This window comes from Gottfriedia sp. NPDC057991, from assembly GCF_042886615.1.
Classification (GTDB): Bacteria; Bacillota; Bacilli; order Bacillales; family Bacillaceae_G; genus Gottfriedia.
This window is the reverse complement of sequence record NZ_JBHVQN010000004.1, coordinates 221,458-240,716: the sequence shown is the minus strand read 5'-3', so window position 1 is coordinate 240,716 and position 19,259 is coordinate 221,458. Positions and strand designations below refer to the sequence as shown.

At 32.8% G+C, this 19,259-nt stretch carries 15 protein-coding genes and 1 pseudogene; 12 read left to right on the top strand and 4 right to left on the bottom strand.

Going from position 1 to position 19,259, the window contains the following annotated elements; all coding sequences use genetic code 11:
- Positions 1-203: 203 nt before the first annotated feature.
- The 4 genes and pseudogenes from ACFVR2_RS15455 to ACFVR2_RS15440 all read left to right on the top strand — a co-directional run bounded on the left by ACFVR2_RS15455 (position 204) and on the right by ACFVR2_RS15440 (position 3,711).
- Positions 204-1,487 (top strand): nucleotide sugar dehydrogenase, encoded by a 1,284-nt coding sequence (locus tag ACFVR2_RS15455; RefSeq protein WP_387363286.1) that lies wholly within the window; start codon positions 204-206, stop codon positions 1,485-1,487.
- On the top strand, positions 1,484-2,284 hold the full coding sequence (locus ACFVR2_RS15450) for an ABC transporter permease (RefSeq protein WP_387363283.1): 801 nt from the start codon (positions 1,484-1,486) through the stop codon (positions 2,282-2,284). The genes ACFVR2_RS15455 and ACFVR2_RS15450 overlap by 4 nt, the downstream gene beginning before the upstream one ends.
- A gap of 12 nt (positions 2,285-2,296) precedes the next feature.
- A pseudogene (gene tagH, locus ACFVR2_RS15445) lies at positions 2,297-3,067 on the top strand (teichoic acids export ABC transporter ATP-binding subunit TagH); the annotation flags it as partial.
- Positions 3,068-3,195: 128 nt separating this feature from the next.
- On the top strand, positions 3,196-3,711 hold the full coding sequence (locus ACFVR2_RS15440; RefSeq protein WP_387363280.1) for a VanZ family protein: 516 nt from the start codon (positions 3,196-3,198) through the stop codon (positions 3,709-3,711).
- Between the two features lie 92 nt (positions 3,712-3,803).
- Here the strand turns inward: ACFVR2_RS15440 and ACFVR2_RS15435 are convergent, their stop codons facing one another.
- The gene (locus tag ACFVR2_RS15435; protein WP_387363277.1) at positions 3,804-4,214 is read right to left on the bottom strand and encodes a pyridoxamine 5'-phosphate oxidase family protein; all 411 of its coding nucleotides are present in this window, start codon (positions 4,212-4,214) and stop codon (positions 3,804-3,806) included.
- A 258-nt stretch (positions 4,215-4,472) separates the two neighbouring features.
- On the opposite strand from ACFVR2_RS15435, the gene cax reads away from it, so the two are divergent.
- The 3 genes from cax (at position 4,473) to ACFVR2_RS15420 (ending at position 7,059) form a co-directional block, all read left to right on the top strand.
- Positions 4,473-5,531, top strand: a complete 1,059-nt coding sequence (gene cax / locus ACFVR2_RS15430) for a calcium/proton exchanger (protein ID WP_387363274.1) — start codon at positions 4,473-4,475, stop codon at positions 5,529-5,531.
- Positions 5,532-5,556: 25 nt separating this feature from the next.
- Entirely contained in the window at positions 5,557-6,165 is a 609-nt protein-coding gene (locus ACFVR2_RS15425) for a YczE/YyaS/YitT family protein (RefSeq protein WP_387363271.1), read from the top strand.
- 90 nt (positions 6,166-6,255) lie between these two features.
- Positions 6,256-7,059: a YfkD family protein gene (locus ACFVR2_RS15420; RefSeq protein WP_387363268.1), complete on the top strand. Its 804-nt coding sequence runs from the start codon at positions 6,256-6,258 to the stop codon at positions 7,057-7,059.
- Between the two features lie 102 nt (positions 7,060-7,161).
- Here ACFVR2_RS15420 and yfkAB read toward each other — a convergent pair whose 3' ends face one another.
- Positions 7,162-8,289, bottom strand: coding sequence for a radical SAM/CxCxxxxC motif protein YfkAB (gene yfkAB / locus ACFVR2_RS15415; protein WP_387363265.1), 1,128 nt, complete (start codon positions 8,287-8,289; stop codon positions 7,162-7,164).
- A gap of 569 nt (positions 8,290-8,858) precedes the next feature.
- On the opposite strand from yfkAB, the gene ACFVR2_RS15410 reads away from it, so the two are divergent.
- From ACFVR2_RS15410 to pdaA, 3 genes are all read left to right on the top strand, one after another.
- Entirely contained in the window at positions 8,859-9,029 is a 171-nt protein-coding gene (locus ACFVR2_RS15410; protein ID WP_088013361.1) for an SE1561 family protein, read from the top strand.
- Positions 9,030-9,231: 202 nt separating this feature from the next.
- Complete coding sequence (locus ACFVR2_RS15405; RefSeq protein WP_387363262.1) at positions 9,232-10,755, top strand: fumarate hydratase; 1,524 nt, start codon at positions 9,232-9,234, stop codon at positions 10,753-10,755.
- Positions 10,756-11,227: 472 nt separating this feature from the next.
- Positions 11,228-12,037, top strand: a complete 810-nt coding sequence (pdaA, locus tag ACFVR2_RS15400; RefSeq protein ID WP_387363259.1) for a delta-lactam-biosynthetic de-N-acetylase — start codon at positions 11,228-11,230, stop codon at positions 12,035-12,037.
- Positions 12,038-12,148: 111 nt separating this feature from the next.
- On the opposite strand, the gene ACFVR2_RS15395 is transcribed toward pdaA, so the two are convergent.
- Positions 12,149-14,878 (bottom strand): bifunctional glycosyltransferase/CDP-glycerol:glycerophosphate glycerophosphotransferase, encoded by a 2,730-nt coding sequence (locus ACFVR2_RS15395; RefSeq protein WP_387363256.1) that lies wholly within the window; start codon positions 14,876-14,878, stop codon positions 12,149-12,151.
- A gap of 541 nt (positions 14,879-15,419) precedes the next feature.
- Here ACFVR2_RS15395 and ACFVR2_RS15390 point away from each other — a divergent pair.
- Together ACFVR2_RS15390 and rlmD are read left to right on the top strand one after the other, a co-directional pair.
- Positions 15,420-16,280, top strand: a complete 861-nt coding sequence (locus ACFVR2_RS15390; RefSeq protein ID WP_387363253.1) for a DNA-3-methyladenine glycosylase family protein — start codon at positions 15,420-15,422, stop codon at positions 16,278-16,280.
- A 13-nt stretch (positions 16,281-16,293) separates the two neighbouring features.
- On the top strand, positions 16,294-17,682 hold the full coding sequence (gene rlmD, locus ACFVR2_RS15385) for a 23S rRNA (uracil(1939)-C(5))-methyltransferase RlmD (RefSeq protein WP_387363250.1): 1,389 nt from the start codon (positions 16,294-16,296) through the stop codon (positions 17,680-17,682).
- A gap of 290 nt (positions 17,683-17,972) precedes the next feature.
- On the opposite strand, the gene ACFVR2_RS15380 is transcribed toward rlmD, so the two are convergent.
- On the bottom strand, positions 17,973-18,872 hold the full coding sequence (locus ACFVR2_RS15380) for a LysR family transcriptional regulator (protein ID WP_387363247.1): 900 nt from the start codon (positions 18,870-18,872) through the stop codon (positions 17,973-17,975).
- Positions 18,873-19,259: the final 387 nt, after the last annotated feature.

The following is a 19,259-nucleotide window of genomic DNA, read 5'->3' as shown; positions in this document are numbered from 1 at the left end:
TCTACTAATTTAAAATGATGATTGGTGCTTTTACTAATTTATCAGTTTCCTTAATAGAAAAGGTAAGTTATGACGATTTAAGTTTTATCCAATTATCCAAAAAGTTTACGAATAAGACGTTTACTATAATCTAATTATCAGTAAACTATTAGTTAAGCGAAAGAGTAGAAATTAGTAAAATTTCTGAAAGAGGTTATAGTAAAATGAAAATTTGCACAATTGGACTAGGGTATATAGGATTACCAACTTCTGCGATGTTTGCAAAATATGGCGCAAGTGTTGTAGGTGTAGACGTACAAAAAAGCGTTGTCGATAAATTAAATTCTGGAGAAATTCATATAGAAGAGCCTGGATTAGGCGAAATGGTTAAAGAAGTAGTCGAAAAAGGATTTTTCAGAGCTTCATTAACACCTGAAGAGGCTGACGCATTTATCGTTGCGGTACCAACTCCTAATAATGATGATGAGAATAAATCTTGTGATTTATCATATGTATTAGACGCGGTTCATAAAGTAATTCCTTATTTAAAAAAAGGGAATGTTTTAATCGTTGAATCAACAATCGCACCTAGAAGTATGGATGACTTTGTAAAACCACTAGTAGAGCAAGCTGGATTTACTGTAGGTGAAGATATTTATCTTGTTCACTGTCCAGAACGTGTATTACCAGGCCAAATTTTACATGAATTAATTCATAATAATCGTATTGTTGGTGGGATTACAGCTGCATGTAGTGAAGCAGGAGCAAAAGTGTATCGTACATTTGTAGAAGGCGAAATTATTCAAACAGATGCAAAAACTGCTGAAATGTCTAAACTAATGGAAAATACATTCCGTGATGTAAATATTGCTTTGGCAAATGAGTTGACAAAAATTTGTAACTCATTAGAAATCAACGTATTAGATGTTATTCAAATGGCAAACAAACATCCACGTGTAAATATTCATTCACCAGGTCCAGGTGTTGGAGGTCACTGTCTTGCTGTTGACCCATATTTTATTGTAGCCAAAACTCCTGAATTAGCTGGTATGATCAAATTATCTCGTGATACAAATGTATCTATGCCTAAATATGTTGTTGATTCAGTAAAAGAACTAGTTTCAGGAATCGATAATCCTAAGATTGCAGCATTTGGTGTGACATACAAAGGTAATGTAGATGATATGAGAGAAAGTCCTGCAATGGAAATTATTGAGTTACTGAACGAAGAGGGACTCAATGTCACAATTCATGATCCACATGTAACTTCTGAGAAAATTAATGTTTTATCTGCGGAAGAAGCTGTTGAAGATGCAAGCTTAATTCTTGTATTAACAGATCATAATGAATTTAAAACAATGGATTACAATAAACTTGCTAAACAAATGAAGCAAGCAGTACTATTTGATACACGTAATTGTGTACCAACTTCAAGTGATTCTGATATGAAATTTGTTAATTACGGAAATTTATATAAAGAAATTAAAAAGAATGTGGTTGATTTATGAGTAGTATAAAAACAGTTTTACAAGAACATGCTAAAAATTTATCATTAATTTTACGTCTTTCATCTTATGAAACACGTAAAGAATATGCAGATAGCCAACTTGGCTTCATTTGGGTATTTTTAAACCCACTTTTTCAAATAGCTGTTTACTGGGTAACTTTCGGAACGGGAATTAGGCATGGTACTCCTGTAAATGGTATTCCGTTTCTTATTTGGATGCTTTGTGGTTTAATTCCATGGTTCTTTATTAGTGCAGCAATCATGCAAGGTTCAAGTTCGATCTTTAACCGAATTGGAACAGTATCTAAAATGAATTTCCCATTAAGTATTATTCCATCATATGTTGTTTTATCTAGGTTCAATACGCATTTATTTATGATGGCAGTCTTAATAATCGGTGTAATTATAAATCGAGGAATCGAACATATAAATATTTTTGCACTAATTTATTTTATGATTGTGGGATTACTATTTAACATCGCACTTGCATTACTTACATCTACCTTATCAACAATGGTTAGAGATGTTCATTTATTAATTCAATCATTAACTAGAATGCTTTTATATTTATCACCTATTTTATGGGAGCCTAAGGGTGCAAATATTTTAACGAAATTAATGAAATTAAATCCACTCTACTATATTATAGAAGGTTATCGTGGCGCTTTATTATATGGACATTCTAATTTAATTTTTTCTAAAATAACTATTTACTTTTGGTGTGTATTGCTAGCCTTTTTCATAATCGGTTCAATTTTTCATGTTAAATTCAGGAAGCAGTTTGTTGACTTCCTATAGAAGGTGAAATGTATGACAAAAAAAGTTGTCTTTAAAAATGTTACTAAAAAATTTAAAATTTATAATAAACCGACTGACAAGCTGAAGGACTTATTCTTTGGTGGAAGAGGCGGAGAATATTTTCATGCGTTAAAAAACATTTCATTTGAAATTGAACAAGGTGAAATTGTAGGGATTATTGGTTTAAATGGTTCAGGTAAAAGTACAATGTCTAATTTAATTGCTGGTGTAACAATGCCAAATGATGGCGAAGTTGAAGTAAATGGAGTTGCTTCACTAATTGCCATTCAAGCTGGATTAGATAACCGATTGACTGGTCTAGAAAATATTCGATTAAAAGGTTTGATGATGGGTCTTACCACTAAGCAAATTGAAAAGATCACGCCTGATATTATTGAATTTGCCGAAATTGGAAAATTTATTAATCAACCAGTTAAATCATATTCAAGTGGTATGAGATCTAGGTTAGGATTTGCTATCTCTGTAAATATCGACCCAGACATCATGGTAATCGATGAAGCATTATCTGTTGGTGACCCTACCTTTACAAAACGTTGTTTAGATAAAATGAATGAATTTAAAGAACAAGGCAAAACAATCTTCTTTATTAGTCACTCATTAGGTCAAGTAAGAAACTTCTGTACAAAAGGCTTATGGATTCATTATGGAAAATTAGTTGAGTATGGTGAAATAAATGAAGTATGCGATAACTATCAAAATTTCCTAACTGAATATAATAAATTAACACCTGCAGAACGTGCAGCAGACCGTGAAAAGAATATGCATGTAAATCAATAATGTAAATAGACACTTTATGAAATAGATTTTCTTCATAATAGTGTCTATTTTAATAGACTTTTATAGATACAAAAATTAAAAAAAATAAGTCATTTGTGTTGGAAAGGAATAGTATGGAATCCAAAAGTAAAATTAGAATTTTTATTGGTTATTGGATACCTGTGATCCTTATAGCTGGCATTATCTTTTATTCATCGGCAACACCGTATGAAAAACAAGATATAAGACCAGAAATAAGTCATTTTACATTTTTATATGATCTAATGAAGCATTTTACCTTTGTCCACTTTAACTACGCTGGACATGAAGTAAGTATAAAAGAACTTGGAGTAGCAGGATTTACAGAATTCTTTATTCGTAAACTATCCCATTTTTCAATCTATCTCTTACTTGCCTTTTTTGCTACAAGATTAGCAAAGCTTTATGTAAAGAGAGCCTATTTAGTAGGCGTAATTTTTTCAATCCTTTATGCAGCTTCCGATGAATTTCACCAATCCTTTACTGCGAATCGAACTCCGTTAGTTCAAGACGTAGTAATTGATTCAATAGGAGCTCTAATAGGGGCATGCTTATTTTTATTAATAAGTAAGAAACTTAAAGCAAAAGTTCAAAAATCCATTCGAGTTTAATCGGATGGATTTTTTGATTGAAATCATTTTTTGAAGTATAAACTGTACAACAAAAAACCTTATCTAAATTCAATTAGATAAGATTTCGTTTTTCACAGCTTCATAAAAGTAGGTTCTGTACCTGCTTTCTCTACATAACCGATTTTAACTGGATTCATTTGAATCAGTACATAGTTAGGATCTTCGGGACCTTCAAGCCATCTAGACAATTCTTCTGTCCATACTTTCTCTTCAGGACTTGCATTTTCAACTACTTCAGCTCTTGCAAACATCTCAACAAAGTTATCATCTAATCGGTCACCATCATGGCCAAGTAGTATATGTACGTTTGGATTATTTTTTATATCTTCTACTTTTTGTGAATTCTTATTTGTAGCGATATAAGGCGTTAGGCCTTTAAAGAAAAATACCATATAACAACTATGTGGAAAGTCTTCACGAATGGTTGTAAATAGACCTAGTTGTTTCGCTTTAAGTACTTTCATAATATTTTGTTGAATCATTTTTATTAACTCCCTCCTAGTTCAGAAGAAGGGAAGGTAGAAATCTATTCTACCAACCGAATCTCCAACTTAAGTAATTCTAGTTCTCGAGGTCATAATCCTTTGAGCAATATAGGTGAAAACGAAACTTTTATTCAAGTGATAGAAATCATTTAGCCATCAACACTTTAAGTGTTTGTTAATTGTTTTACATTTAAACCTATTTTTTTAAGTCTTTTGCATATGATATTTATAAGGATATTTATTTAGGAGGTTATTATGGCTCATCGTTTATTTTTTATTGTTACATTTATCGGTGTACCATTATCGGTAATTGGCAGCTTGATGCATTGGAGCGAGATTTTATTATTTATCATTTACTGTTTAACGATTATTGCATTAGCTGGCATTATGGGAAGAGCTACTGAAAGTTTAGCGATTGCAGCTGGCCCGAGAATTGGGGGACTTTTAAATGCAACATTTGGGAATGCGGTAGAGTTAATTATCGCGATATTTGCATTACAAAATGGTTTATCGGAAGTAGTTTTAGCATCATTAACAGGTTCTGTAATAGGAAACTTACTTCTTGTAGGTGGACTATCCTTTTTTATTGGTGGATTAAAATATAAACGCCAAAGCTTTAATGTTTACGATGCGAGACATAATTCAGGATTGTTGATCTTTGCGGTCGTACTAGCCTTTGTTATTCCTGAAATTTTTTCAGTTAAAATGACTGCAAATGATAAGATGACACTTAGTGTAGGCGTTTCGATTGTTTTAATGGTTTTATACTTAGCAGCACTTTACTTTAAATTAGTTACACATCGAGGGGTTTACGTAGCTAAAAATCAAGAGATCGTAGAAGAGCATGAAGAAGCTGAGTGGGGAACAGGGAAAGCTATGATTGTTTTAGCATTAGCTACTGTAGCGGTTGGATATGTTTCAGAGAAGCTAGTTCACACGTTTACGACAGTGGGAGATAAGTTCGGATGGACTGAATTATTTATCGGTATAATCGTTGTTGCAATCGTTGGTAACGCGGCTGAACATGCATCTGCAATTGTGATGGCATATAAAAATAAAGTAGGGGTTTCGGTAGAAATTGCTGTTGGTTCATCATTACAAATTGCTATGTTCGTAGCGCCAGTGTTAGTGATTTGTTCATTGTTTATAGGGGAAAGAATGCCATTAATATTTTCCATGCCTGAATTAATTTCAATGATCACATCCGTATTTTTAACAATTGCCATTATGAATGACGGAGATACAAACTGGTTTGAAGGGTTAACTTTATTATCTGCTTATCTCATTATGGGGATTGGGTTCTATTTAATATAAAAACAAAAATTGAAGGTGGTAATACTTGAAAATAATAATAAGAATTCTTTTTTATTTAATTGGATTACTATTTTTAACTTTAGGAATCAGTTTAGCGATTAAAGCTGGCCTAGGAGCTAGTGCATGGGATGCATTAGCAGTTGGAGAGTCGAAAACCTTTGGCTTATCTGTTGGAAATTGGATTATCATTAATTCATCTGTACTATTATTTGTAAATGCTTTTTTACAAAAGAAAAGACCGGATTGGCTTGCTGCGATTACGTTTATTTTAATTGGACGATTTCTAGATTTTTGGCTAACTGTAGAGTCAGAGCATTTATTTGATTCAAATATGGTCACTAGATATATCCAATTAGTACTAGCCATTTTAAGTATGACGATTGGTATTGCGATATATTTGCAAGCAAAATTTCCTTTAAGTCCAATAGATGATTTAATGATCTCGCTAAATAAGCGGTTCGGAGTAGGGTTAGGAGTAGCAAAAACGATTGGTGAAGTGTTTGCTTTAGTATTGGCATTTCTACTAAAAGGTCCAATTGGAATCGGAACTGTCTTAATTACATTCAGTATTGGACCCATTTTGCAGAAGTTAAGAGGTCCAATTGAGAAACTATATATTAAGCTGAGTTCATAGCAAAATTTTTCATTTTAAGGAATACATATATTTACATAAAATGTTCATGCTAAGAGTAATAATTTCCTTATTTGTGAAAGGGGCATGAATATGTCTAAATGGTTTAAGCCATTCGTTCTTATTAATATAGCTATTTTAATTATTTCTTTAAATAATGGACAAACAACTTTTGCAGCTAATTCAGATATTAAAGTCCCACGTTCGGCTGCAAATGTGACAAAAGAAAATACTTACCCTAATCCAACTCAGGACCTTCCAGAACTTCAACCAGGGGGATTAGCTAAGCAGTTGTTAAATTCATCAAATGTAAAAATTGAGAATCCCAATCTAATTCGTATGTTTAATGAATCCTATGTCAGTAAAGCACCATTTGCAATAGGCTATAATGCGAAAATTTTCTTAGGGGTTTGGCCTTTGAATTACGAGTCAAATGAGACAACAATCAATTGGCAATATAAAAAAATTAATACAAACTTTCTAGATAATAGAGGAGAAAAAGCGTACAAACGAATAAAATACTACCAAAATTCGCAACAGATTGTTAAAGGTGGTTTAACTGCTAAAGTAAGAAATTCGGATGACGTGATTAATTTAATGATGCATGATGCATCAGAGAAAACAACTCTTCCACTAGCATTCCAAACAGTAGTTGGAGTTGGAACTAAAAACGAAAGAGTATATAATGTACCTCCAAAGCAACTCGGCTATTTATATGCTTATGCTCCTGCAGTTAATGAAAAAGGGAAAGTTACATTTGGAGAAGTGTACTTAATATTAAAGGGGAATAAAAGAACTCTACAAGTTAAAAATGTAGTATCACAAGGTGTAGGTGCATGGATTCCTGTTCAGGATTATGTTTCATTTGGTTATTTTGCTTCGCCACACCCAAGATAATAGAGAGAGCCACAAGGTAGTTCATTTTCCTTGTGGTTTTTTGTGTTTGAAAAAAAGTACACAAAAAAACATGCCATAAATATGACATGTTCTTTCAAGGATTTAATTTCCCTTTAAAATCTTAGTACTTCTATTCGAAAAATCAGTTTCAGGGTAATAGCTGTTTTTTACAAGAATATTAGGTCCTAAGCATTTTACTGCTGGGCAATGACAGCTTAGCTCATTTGCTGTCTTTGATAATGTCCAAGTATCATATGCTTCTTGTAATGTATGGGTTTGAATATTTCCAAGATGAGGTACATCACCAAAGTCAGTAACGATGATGCTACCATCAAATACATTTACATTTAAGCGAGAACGCCCATCAGGGTCATTTCGTAATGTTACATTTTTACTATTATATAATCTCTGAATGATGTCTAAATCGTTTTGATCATCGCTACATGGATAAAATGGTAGAGTACCAAATAGCATCCAGATATTTTCATCACGTACATCTAGTAAAGTTGAAATTGCTTCACGAAGCTCTGATTTTGTTAGAACTTCTAGTGTACTAGCGAAATCGCTGGCATACATAGGGTGAATTTCGTGTCTCTGACATTTCATTTCTTCTATGATTTGACGATGGATTTTTTCTAAGTATGGAAGAGTACGTTTGTTTAACATTGTTTCAGCGGATACCATCACTCCAGCATCAGCAAGACGTCGGCTGTTTTCAATCATGTTTTCGAATAATTTCGCACGCTGAGCATATGTCGGTTTACGATCCATCATCGCAAATCCTGCTTCTACAAATTCATCAACAGTTCCCCAGTTATGAGAGATATGTAGCACGTCTAAATAAGGAATTATTTTTTCGTATCTTTCAAAATCTAATGTTAGATTTGAGTTAATTTGAGTACGTACTCCACGTTCATGTGCATATTTTAATAATGGCACAACATATCCGTTCAACATTTTATTTGAAAGCATCGGTTCTCCACCAGTGATACTAATACAACGAAGCTTTTCAATCTCTTCTAAGCGGTTTAAAACTAGCTCAATAGATAGTGGATTTGGATCCTTAGGTTGTAAAGTATATCCGACAGCACAATGCTCACAGCGCATATTACAAATCGTTGTAGTCGTAAACTCTACATTTGTAAGTAGGTTCTTACCATACTCTTCAACATCTAAATATGCTTCCCAAGGATCATATGTAGGTGTTATTTGTTGTAATAATTTTTTCATGTGATAACTCCTTTAGGTACAAAACTGCACCCATAAGTATTAGATTAATTTAATTTTCCTCAACTATTATAAGAAAGAAAGTTAAACCTTGTATAGGAATAACTTCCTAAAATTTAAAAAAATGTCGAATAAGGCAAGTAACAGCTAAATAAATTAATAATTTTCTGTGAAAAGTTATCAAACTTTAACATAAGAAAGGAGAATTGTTACCAATTGCTTGCTACGAAATAATAAATTCATGATACACTTAGTTTACCTACTGTGAATCTAGGATGTTTCGCGAAAGTGACTTCTGCATTGGGTAGAACCATGATAGTGGGTAGGCTAAAAATCAGACGAAAACCAATTCAATTAAAAAAGTTGAGAATAATCACTTAAAAGACTCCTCAAATATGTAGAATTCGTTGTATCCGAATTTACGCCCTTGGAGTGCTAGACCAAACGAAAGTAGCTTCGGTAAAATCGGGCACGTGGAACAGGGAAGCAAACATCAAAATTTATAGATATATATAAATTAATGGCAACGGGTATAATAAACTTATATTTGTATTAGAAAGGACGATCATTTCATGTCAAACACAGTTGAACAATTATCTTATATTAAAGAACGTTTTAATTCAGTAATGGAAACAATCGAATCATTAGAAGCTGAAGAAGTAAGCTTAGAAGAACTAGATCAATTATTATCAGTTTTAGATGACTTAGAAAGTAAATGTCGTGAAGTTAATCGCCCAGATTGAGTCCATTATTATGGGCTTTTTTTATTGGAAAGCGAACAGAATGTGTACATAATTTAATTGCTAACGATAGAAGTAGCTAAATATTTGCCCAAATCAGAAACTAACTCTGAAGGGCTTTTTTTATTCCGTTTATTAAAAATTGTATTATAATGAAGAGGGGAACATTCAGTATTTTTATAAAGGGTTTTAAGGGGGAGCATGAATGCAACACATACAAGAAAGTATTTATCAATTAATTGTTGAAACATCAACAAATCTACCAAAAGACGTACGTAAAGCAATCAGACAAGCTAAAGCAGGTGAAACTGCAGGTACAAGAAGTGCCATCGCATTGGAAACGATTACAAACAATATCATGATGGCTGAAGGCGATGTTTCACCGATTTGCCAAGATACTGGTATGCCAACTTTTAAAGTGAAAACACCAGTTGGGGTAAACCAACTTGTGATAAAAGAAGCAATTTATGCTGCAATTGAACAAGCTACAAAAGATGGTAAGCTTCGTTCTAACTCTGTAGATTCTTTATTTGGTAAAAACAGCGGAAATAACTTAGGACCAGGTACTCCTGTTGTTAAATTTGAGCAACACGAGGGTGACTATATCGATATTCGCTTAATCTTAAAAGGTGGCGGATGTGAAAATAAAAACATCCAATACAGCTTACCGTGCGAACTTGAAGGACTTGGAAAAGCAGGTCGTGATTTAGATGGTATTCGTAAATGTATTTTACACAGCGTATACCAAGCACAAGGACAAGGCTGTAGCGCAGGTTTCATCGGAGTTGGTATTGGTGGAGACCGTACTAGCGGTTATGAGCTTGCAAAGGATCAATTATTCCGTTTATCTGATGATGAAAATTCAATTCCAGAGCTTAAAGCAATGGAAGATTACATTATGGAAAATGCTAACAAGCTAGGCGTAGGAACAATGGGCTTTGGTGGAGAAACAACTCTACTTGGCTGTAAAATCGGTGTAATGAACCGTCTACCTGCGAGCTTCTTCGTATCAGTAGCGTATAACTGCTGGGCATTCCGCCGTTTAGGAATGAAAATCAATCCTGAAACTGGTGATATTTCAGAATGGATATATCGCGAAGGCGAAGAAATTAGATTTACAAATGAAACTGATGAAACAACTGAAGCACCTCGCGAAGTGAAATTAGTAGCTCCAATTACAGAAGAACAAATTCGTGATTTAAAAGTTGGAGATGTAGTTTCAATTAGTGGCATGATGTACACAGGACGTGACGCAATCCACCATCATTTAAAAGACCACGATTGCCCAGTAGATTTAAATGGACAAATTATATACCACTGTGGACCTGTAGTATTAAAAGATGAAGAAGGCAAATATCACATTAAAGCAGCTGGTCCAACTACAAGTATTCGTGAGGAGCCATACCAAGGCGATATCATGAAAAAATTCGGCATTCGCGCTGTAATCGGTAAAGGCGGAATGGGTGCAAAAACATTAAAAGCTCTAGAAGAACACGGCGGCGTTTACTTAAATGCAATTGGTGGAGCAGCACAATACTACTCAAAATGTATTAAAGAAGTAAAAGACGTAAACTACCTAGAGTTTGGTATTCCTGAAGCTATGTGGCACTTACAAGTTGAAGACTTCAAAGCAGTAGTAACAATGGATTCTCATGGTAATTCACTTCATAAAGATGTAGATAAGAGTTCGCTTGAGAAATTAGCTACTATGGCTGAGAAAGTATTTTAATCATTGAGTTTTGAGGGCAATGTCATTTTTATGGCATTGCTTTTTTTGTTTTGTGGAGAGGACATATAAAGTTACAAAAAAGAATTACAGCTGCAAATAAAAATGTGATAAGTGCAAATAAACGTTCTAATTCTGCAAATAAGAACGGAACTGCAAATAAAGGAATGAGAGCTGAAAATAAAAATGTGATAGCTGCAAATAAACGTTCTAATTCTGCAAATAAGAATAGAACTGCAAATAACCCTTTCTGAAGTGCAAATAAGTAGTTAAATCATGAAGAAAAAGTCTAATTATAGGGTAAATTAATGGTCCTGAGTTCAAAAAAGTTCAGATTAAATCGAAAAACACATCTACTTCGATAAGCATCTCTTTTTCATCAAAAATCCTTATTAGAAAAATTTAGTTTTATTTCAAAAGTACTCCAATTCTTTTCATATTTCTAATTTATTTACAGATACTATTTTTAAGTGAGGTGAATGAATTGAAAAAAATAATTGTATATATTCTTACTTTTTTCTTAGTATTTCCTAGTACTACATTTGCTTATAGTAATACACCACATGGCTGGGGGATTGTTCCTGCGAAAAATGAGACTCCACCTGATGCTGGTGAGCAACTTAATAAATTGGTATCAAATACGGGGTCAGTTTATTTAGGGGATACTACAAAAAAAGATGTATATTTAACTTTTGACAATGGTTATGAAAATGGTTTTACACCAAAGTTTTTGGATGTTTTAAAGAAACATGGTGTTCATGGGACTTTTTTTATAACAGGGCATTATATTAAGGAAAATCCTGAATTAGTGAAACGAATGGTTAATGAGGGACATATAGTTGGAAACCATTCATGGAGTCATCCTGATATGACAACGATTGGTGATCAAAAGATTGTTGAGGAATTGGAACAAGTTAAAATGGCATATCAGGAATTGACTGGCCGATCAGATATGAAATATTTCAGACCTGCCAGAGGTGTTTTTAGCGAACGTACTTTACAACTAGTTAATAAACAAGGATATGAAAATATTTTCTGGTCATTGGCATATGTTGATTGGAAGGTTGATCAACAAAGAGGTTGGAAATATGCTTATGATAATGTGATGAAAATGATTCATCCTGGAGCAGTTATATTAATGCATACTGTATCGAAGGATAATGCAGAAGCGATGGATGAAATTATTACTGGCTTACATAAACGTGGGTATCATTTTAGAAGTTTAGATGACTTAATGATGGAACGAAGCGGATTTGATCCGAACTTTTATGTACCTAAAAAATAAAAAGCTAATGATTAAGTAGTTTTATTAACTGCTTAAATCATTAGCTTTTTCTATTCTTTAATTGGCAGCGAGGAGTCGCACTTAACGCAGTAACCAATTTTAGAGTTTTCTTTAACGATTTGCGATTGCTTCGTAGTTTAGTTTAGCATGTTGCTTAGGTGTTTTGATTACAAATGGATTTTCGACTGTATTTTCTAAGAATTGTTTATCTTTATTAGCGAATTTTTTTATTCCGTTAAGAACTTGCTCTTCTTCAGTTACAACTTCTCCAAATAGTAAGTCTTGTGTAATTGGTCCTTGATTGTAATGCTCATAATAAAATCGCTTATAGTCGAACTGATAGAAAATAACTGGTTTTTCCATATATGAAAAATCAAATGAAACTGTTGAATAATCAGTGATTAATAAATCTGATCTTTTTAATAGAGATTGGACGGTCTCTTCACCTTGACGGATCACTTTAATTCTTTTATGAAAATCCGGAACATCCTTCATATAAATTTGAGTCTGGTAGTGCGGATAGAAAATGATATTTAAATCATTCTTTTCTAAGATTTGATGTAATTCCGGATTACTAAGTAAAGAAAAATAACGGTTAAAGTATTCAGAGTTCATTAATTGCTGAGTACTTTTATTCCAGTTTCTCCATGTTGGCATGATCAAAATGGTTTTCCCATTCCCTGTATTTTCAAGTGCATCCCACCTAGCCAATCCAGTAACGGCCACTTCATTTTCAGCATAACCGAATTCGTTAACAATATGATCTTTTTCAAAATCAGATGAAACGATAAACAATGAGTAGCCCATTCGATTTTTATTTAGTACATGATTTACACGACTAACTCCAATAACGCCATGTTGAATAAGGATTTTTTGATTTTGCTGCCATTCAGGATGACATTTTAAAACTTGTAAGTATTCGTGGGTGTACATGTTTGCACGCTCTGAATAGGCATTAATTGTTTTATCACAAGTTAATAAGTAAAGTGTGTGCTTTAAACTTCCATATTGTACAATGTTTCCGAATTCCTTTATATATTCGTAATCCTTTGCCTTTTTATCAATCAAATAGTAGCAGTTATCTCTTATTTTATTTTTTTGAATGTACTTGAATAAATGATATGAATTATCTTGTGCCGTATCTTTTCGTTCTCCAATTAACCAAATATGCTTATTTCGATAGTATCTTTGGGTTAAACGGTAAAGGTAAAAAATAAGGAATGATTTCCATTCTCTTCTTAGTACAAGTAACCCAAATTCATAAACGATATCACGGAATGATTTTTGGATCTTTGTTTTTAATTTTCCAAGTAAGCCTGTGTTATTGATTCGAATGTGTAAATTTTTCTTTGGAAAATAAGGTACGATACTGTGTGTTTTAGTTGTTGCAGGTTTTGAATTTGCCTTTGTTGAAAAATAGAAAATATGAAGTGGTTTTTTTAATGAAATATCTCCAACTTTTACTGAAATAAACACTTCATAATCGCCATCAGGTAATATTTTACTTAGCTCAATTGTAGCTGTTTTATAGCCACCATCGCTATAATTGATACTATTTTTTGAGAAAAGATAAGACAAATCAGAACGCTCAAGAGTTTCGAGTGTAACTGTAATAAGTTGACCATTTGATTTATTTTTAAACTGTAATTCCTTAATAGAATCTAAATTATTAATTTCCTCGATAAATGCGAAGCCGCCAACTTGCAAGCGGTCACCTCGTAACGAAAGGATTTCAATTTTTTGATGTAAATTAAATTCCTTAATTACTAGGTATTCTTTATATTTTGGAAAATACTTTGCAAAATAATGATAATATTTTCCCTCTATCATCACTGCTCCTTTTTGTAAGGTACGATCTGATAATAGAGTCATCAATAATTGAAATTCTTCTGGATTTTGATTAAGAAAAATTGTATAAAATACTTTACTAATTTTAGAAGTATTGTTTTCCATTAGATTTCCAGACAAGTTTTTAGCAAACTCCGATGAAATCCTTAAAAGTTCATTGTACTGTTCAGAAGGGAAATAGTATGCCTTTGTCAGTAAAGACGTTAAATAATAATCCCATAATTTTTTCTCTACATGTGAGTAGTGAGAGGTGATATCTTTCAGATTATAATACTTTATTAATTCTGTTTGAGTAACGAGAAGGTTATCAAAAAATTCTAAAGTACTAGTTTGTTTAATGACATCACTGTTCGTTAAATCTCTCACTTTTATTACGATATCTGAAGTTACGAAAACTTTATTTGAACAAATAAAAGATTGTTGAGTAAATAATAAATCTTGTTGTTCGGTTAAGAACTCATTGAATTGCAATTGATTGTCGTTTAATAAACTTCTTTTAATAATCATATTTTTAATAGAAGGATTTAACAGAAGTTCTGGATGTTTATGAAACTCACGTAATGTTGGTAAATCTTTTTTTATGATTGATTTTAATTCATGGTGCTCCCATTTTCTTGTCCCATTGAATAATTGTATATTTCCTAAAGCAATATCAGTATGATCTTTTATTGCACTGTTAAATAAATTTTCATAAGCTGAAGGATTTACAATATCATCCGCATCGATAAATGCCACAAACTCTCCAGTAGCTTCATTTAAACCGATGTTACGTGCTTTGTTTTTTGTCATTAGCTCTAATGATATGGAGCGAAAATTTTTATGTGAATTCGAATATTCCTCAATTATTTCTTTACTATTATCAGATGAACCGTTGTCTATAATAATCATTTCAATATCAATTAATGATTGACCTTGTAAACTGTTTAGACAATCTTTTAAGACATCTTCATGATTATGTGCAACAACGACTACACTAACTTTGGCTTTTTCCATAATAGTCTTACCTCACTAGTCTCTACTTTCAATTAAATAGTTTATCATAAATTATAACCTAATGTGTCTTCGAAAGAACTAATTTACGAATGGTAAGTAGGTATCGTACTTGTATTATTTCCAATTATTTACGGAGATATTTTAAGGTAGAGGTGAATAATAGTTTTGAGAGAGTAGATACAATAAGGATCGAAAAAAGATTGAAATTATTTTTATCCCAATACTTGACTTTGAAAATGATAATCGTTATCATTTAAGTATAACAAATATCCACACCGCTGTAGCGATATTTGGTAAGTTTTGAAACCTGATTGGACTCTTGAAAGTTTCCCCATTCCCTTAAAATTAAATGTGTCAAAGAAAGCTTGGCTAGTCCCCAAGCTTTTTTTGTATTTTTCAGACTGAAAATCAATCTTTAATATTTTTTGCACACCTTAACTAGAGATCATTTCTCTAGTTTTTTTGCGTTTCACACAAATTTTCTTAAGCGGTACTTGTTATGCTATAATACACTTCAGAGTAATTAAGGAGGAACGGGAGAATGTGGAAGGAAGAGGTTGCTTTAGAAACACCATATCAATGGGAAGAAGTTTTAAAGAGATTAGAGCATGAGCCAACATTTACAGTGCATTCTGCTGAAAAGCGGTTAAGCATTCCACTTTATATAGATGGGGATCAAGCAGTTGTAAAGGTTAAGAAAATAAATGAAGCTCCGGTTTTGTTTGAAGTCATTAGTGAGCATGAAAATAAAGAAAAAATTCTCGAAGAAGTTGCGACTATTTTGCAATGGCAAACAGAATTTGAAGAACTACATCATCATTTAAGACAAACTACAATTTCTCCTCTCATTGACCTTTTTGGACACACACCAATTACCGTTTCTAATGATCCTTTTGCCTGTTTAATTACATGTATTATTCATCAACAAATACAGCGTACATTTGCAATCCAAGTAACAAAACGATTTGTTCGAATGTATGGTGAAAGAATTGGTAATTCGTGGTTTTTTCCAGCTCCTGAAATAATTGCTAATTTAACAATAGATGAGTTAAGAGATTTGCAGCTTAGTACTAGAAAAGCTGAATATATGATTGGAATTGCTAAAGCTTGGAGTGATGGAGTTTTAAGTCATCAAGATTATCGGACGATCTCATCAGAGGAAATTTCAAAGGAGTTAATCAAGCTTAAGGGAGTCGGTCCTTGGACAGTTGAAAACTTCTTATTATTTGGTTTAGGTCGAAAAGATATTTTCCCAGTTGGTGATGTTGGAATTCAAATTGCACTTCAAAAGCTTTTAAATTTAAATGAAAAGCCTTCAAAAGAAATAATGGATTATGTAAAGGAACAGGTTTCTCCGTTTGGAAGCTACGCTGCCCTTTATCTTTGGAAGAGCATAGAATAATGGAGTTGTATATATGAGCAATCAGTTAGAAAATAAATTAGAAGTAGGACAATCCTTTCCTATTACAATTAAACGTATTGGGATTAATGGTGAGGGTGTCGGTTACTTCAAAAGACAAGTAGTTTTCATTAAAGGAGCATTACCTGGTGAGGAAGTAGTAGCAGAGGTAACGAATGTTCGTAACGGTTTTGCTGAAGGAAAAATTCAACGTATTCGAAAAGCATCACCAGATCGTGTAGAGCCGACTTGTAAAATCTATGAAAAATGTGGTGGCTGTCAAATTCAGCATGCATCATATGAAGGACAACTTGGATATAAACGAGACATTGTCATCCAAGCAATGGAAAAGTATGCGAAAGATTTACTAGAAAAAACACCAATTAAAGAAACGATTGGTATGGAAAATCCTTGGAATTATCGCAACAAAAGTCAGCTACAAGCTGGGCTAGAAAAAAATAAAATCATCGCTGGACTATATACACAAAACTCTCATAATGTTGTCGATATTGGCCATTGCCCGGTCCAACATGAGGATTTAAATAAAATTACTGGTAAAGTGAAGAAAATTTTAACTCGTTTAAATATCCCTGTTTATAATGAACGAAAAAATAAAGGGGTAATCCGAACAATCGTAGCCCGTGTTGGTTTACGTACAGGTCAAATCCAATTAGTACTTGTAACTGGAACGAAAGATTTTCCTCAGAAAAATGAACTAATCAGTGAAATTAAAAAGCGAATTCCTGAAGTGACAAGCTTAATGCAAAACATTAATAATCAAATGACTTCAGTGATCTTTGGTCGTGAAACGGTTTATTTATCAGGAGAAGAAGTAATCGAAGAAAAACTTGGAGACTTATCGTTCGAACTTTCAGCAAGAGCCTTCTTCCAATTAAATCCTGAACAAACTGTTAAGCTATATGATGAAGTCAAAAAAGCAGCGGCACTTACTGGAACAGAAAAAGTCGTAGATGCTTATTGTGGAGTAGGGACAATCGGACTATGGCTAGCAAAAGACGCAAAAGAAGTTCGAGGCATGGACGTCACGAAAGAAGCAATCATCGATGCTAAAACAAATGCTCTAAGCCATGGATTTACAAATACGCATTACGAAGCAGGAAATGCTGAACAAGTATTACCGAAATGGTTAAAAGAGGGCTGGAAACCAGACGTTATTATAACTGATCCGCCAAGAACTGGTTGTGATGAGGAGTTTTTAAATACTGTATTACAGATTAAACCGAAGAAATTAGTTTATGTTTCTTGTAATCCTTCTACTTTAGCTAGGGATTTGAAGGTATTGAGTAAGAGTTATGATGTGAAGTATTTACAGCCTGTTGATATGTTTCCGCATACTGCACACGTTGAGTGTGTGGCGCAACTCATTTTAAAAGAAGGTAACTAACCATTTAAAATGTACCCTATAGAGTAGACACTTGAAAAAGGTCACCTCTATAGGGTGCTTTTTTATATAATGAAGAAAAATAGATAAACTGGGGAATTTACCAAAAGCAAGTGAATGATGAGTGGTATTTATTGAATTTCTAGTGAAATATGATAGGGGAACACGTACGTGCAAAAATAAGGGCCTGAGTTCTATATTTACATGGACTCAGGCTGGTTAATTTTTCTCTAAAAATGGTGGTAATAATAGAAATGGTAATATTTATTTTCGACAAACTACCTCTCAATAAATTAAATGTTTTTTTTGAAATTATCCAAAAAATCACACATAAATTCCTTAGCTACTTCCGTTAAATTTTTCGTTTCTAGATAAATAAGCCAAAAATCAACTGGAAAATACTTTTCATTCTTTAACGGGATAATTTTTATTTCTCCATTCATAACCATTGAACTTTTTTTAATAGAAAAATCATGCAAAAACAAGAGGGCTTGACTCTCTTTTACCAGCTTATAAATAAGGATGTTGTTATTCGAACTAACTAGCACTTGATTTAAATTCGGTTTTGTTAATTTTAATACCTCGTTATAGTCAGATGAATTATACATTATTAATTTTGAATCTTTTAATGCACAAAGTGTTACATAATCATGATGATAAAAAGGTGAATTTTTACCAACCGCTATACAAATATGCCCTGTATGAATATGTTCAAAACGAATATTTTTTTCATTTTTTATCTTTTCTAAAGAAGCGGGAATTAAAGCAAAGTCATAATTTTCCTTGTTGAAATTCTGAATAATTTCTTTAGGGTTTTGCTCTATTAATTCGAAGGTAATATCTTTATTTTCCGAATTAAACTTTACCATTGTTTCTTGAAGGAAATAAGTAAAGGCAGGGGCAGTTAATATTTTTAAATGAGTTTGATTATTATTTTTACACTCCAAAATTTCTTTATTTAGTTCTTTAATGGTGTTTAGTAAAGTCATTGCTTTAGAAATAACAATTTTACCTTCAAAAGTAGGAGTAACTCCTTGATTTGATCGGTTAAAGATTTTTATACCCAGCTCATTTTCCAACCGGGTAATAGATTGGCTCATCCCCGAAGTTGAAATAAATAATTTTTCTGCTGCTTTTGAAATGGACATCTCATTTGCAACATTTACAATATAATTCATTTGTTCAAAATTCATCATTTCACCTCAACTTTAGTAGATGACATCATGTAAGTATTTTTTTTGTTAAGGCTTTGGAACTGACCAGTTTCGTTTCGAAGATCCCTCACACTACAATAGCACTTCAGCAAAAGGTTGATCACTAAGGAAAATTTTTCATTAGGCGCTAATTCTGGTCATCATCCCATCGTGTCCTTTCATGCACAGAGTGAATTTTTTGCTATGAAATTTCTCCAGTATCGAAAAGTACAATCCTCACTTTTGTACGAATCGGTACGAATGAGTAGATGGAATCCCAATTATTTTTCTCGGTTCCACCGATCGGGCTGATAAAGGGTAAACGGCCAATCTTTATTTTAAATTCACAGCCTTTAAATTTCCTATTCTGTTAAATTGTAAGTGACA

Excerpts from the sequence above, each read along its gene's own strand:
- ACFVR2_RS15455 (WP_387363286.1), top strand. The coding sequence starts at position 204 with ATGAAAATTTGCACAATTGGACTAGGGTATATAGGATTACCAACTTCT.
- ACFVR2_RS15450 (WP_387363283.1), top strand. The coding sequence starts at position 1,484 with ATGAGTAGTATAAAAACAGTTTTACAAGAACATGCTAAAAATTTATCA.
- ACFVR2_RS15440 (WP_387363280.1), top strand. The coding sequence starts at position 3,196 with ATGGAATCCAAAAGTAAAATTAGAATTTTTATTGGTTATTGGATACCT.
- ACFVR2_RS15435 (WP_387363277.1), bottom strand. The coding sequence starts at position 4,214 with ATGATTCAACAAAATATTATGAAAGTACTTAAAGCGAAACAACTAGGT.
- cax (WP_387363274.1), top strand. The coding sequence starts at position 4,473 with ATGGCTCATCGTTTATTTTTTATTGTTACATTTATCGGTGTACCATTA.
- ACFVR2_RS15420 (WP_387363268.1), top strand. The coding sequence starts at position 6,256 with ATGTCTAAATGGTTTAAGCCATTCGTTCTTATTAATATAGCTATTTTA.
- yfkAB (WP_387363265.1), bottom strand. The coding sequence starts at position 8,289 with ATGAAAAAATTATTACAACAAATAACACCTACATATGATCCTTGGGAA.
- ACFVR2_RS15410 (WP_088013361.1), top strand. The coding sequence starts at position 8,859 with ATGTCAAACACAGTTGAACAATTATCTTATATTAAAGAACGTTTTAAT.
- ACFVR2_RS15405 (WP_387363262.1), top strand. The coding sequence starts at position 9,232 with ATGCAACACATACAAGAAAGTATTTATCAATTAATTGTTGAAACATCA.
- ACFVR2_RS15395 (WP_387363256.1), bottom strand. The coding sequence starts at position 14,878 with ATGGAAAAAGCCAAAGTTAGTGTAGTCGTTGTTGCACATAATCATGAA.
- ACFVR2_RS15390 (WP_387363253.1), top strand. The coding sequence starts at position 15,420 with ATGTGGAAGGAAGAGGTTGCTTTAGAAACACCATATCAATGGGAAGAA.
- rlmD (WP_387363250.1), top strand. The coding sequence starts at position 16,294 with ATGAGCAATCAGTTAGAAAATAAATTAGAAGTAGGACAATCCTTTCCT.
- ACFVR2_RS15380 (WP_387363247.1), bottom strand. The coding sequence starts at position 18,872 with ATGAATTTTGAACAAATGAATTATATTGTAAATGTTGCAAATGAGATG.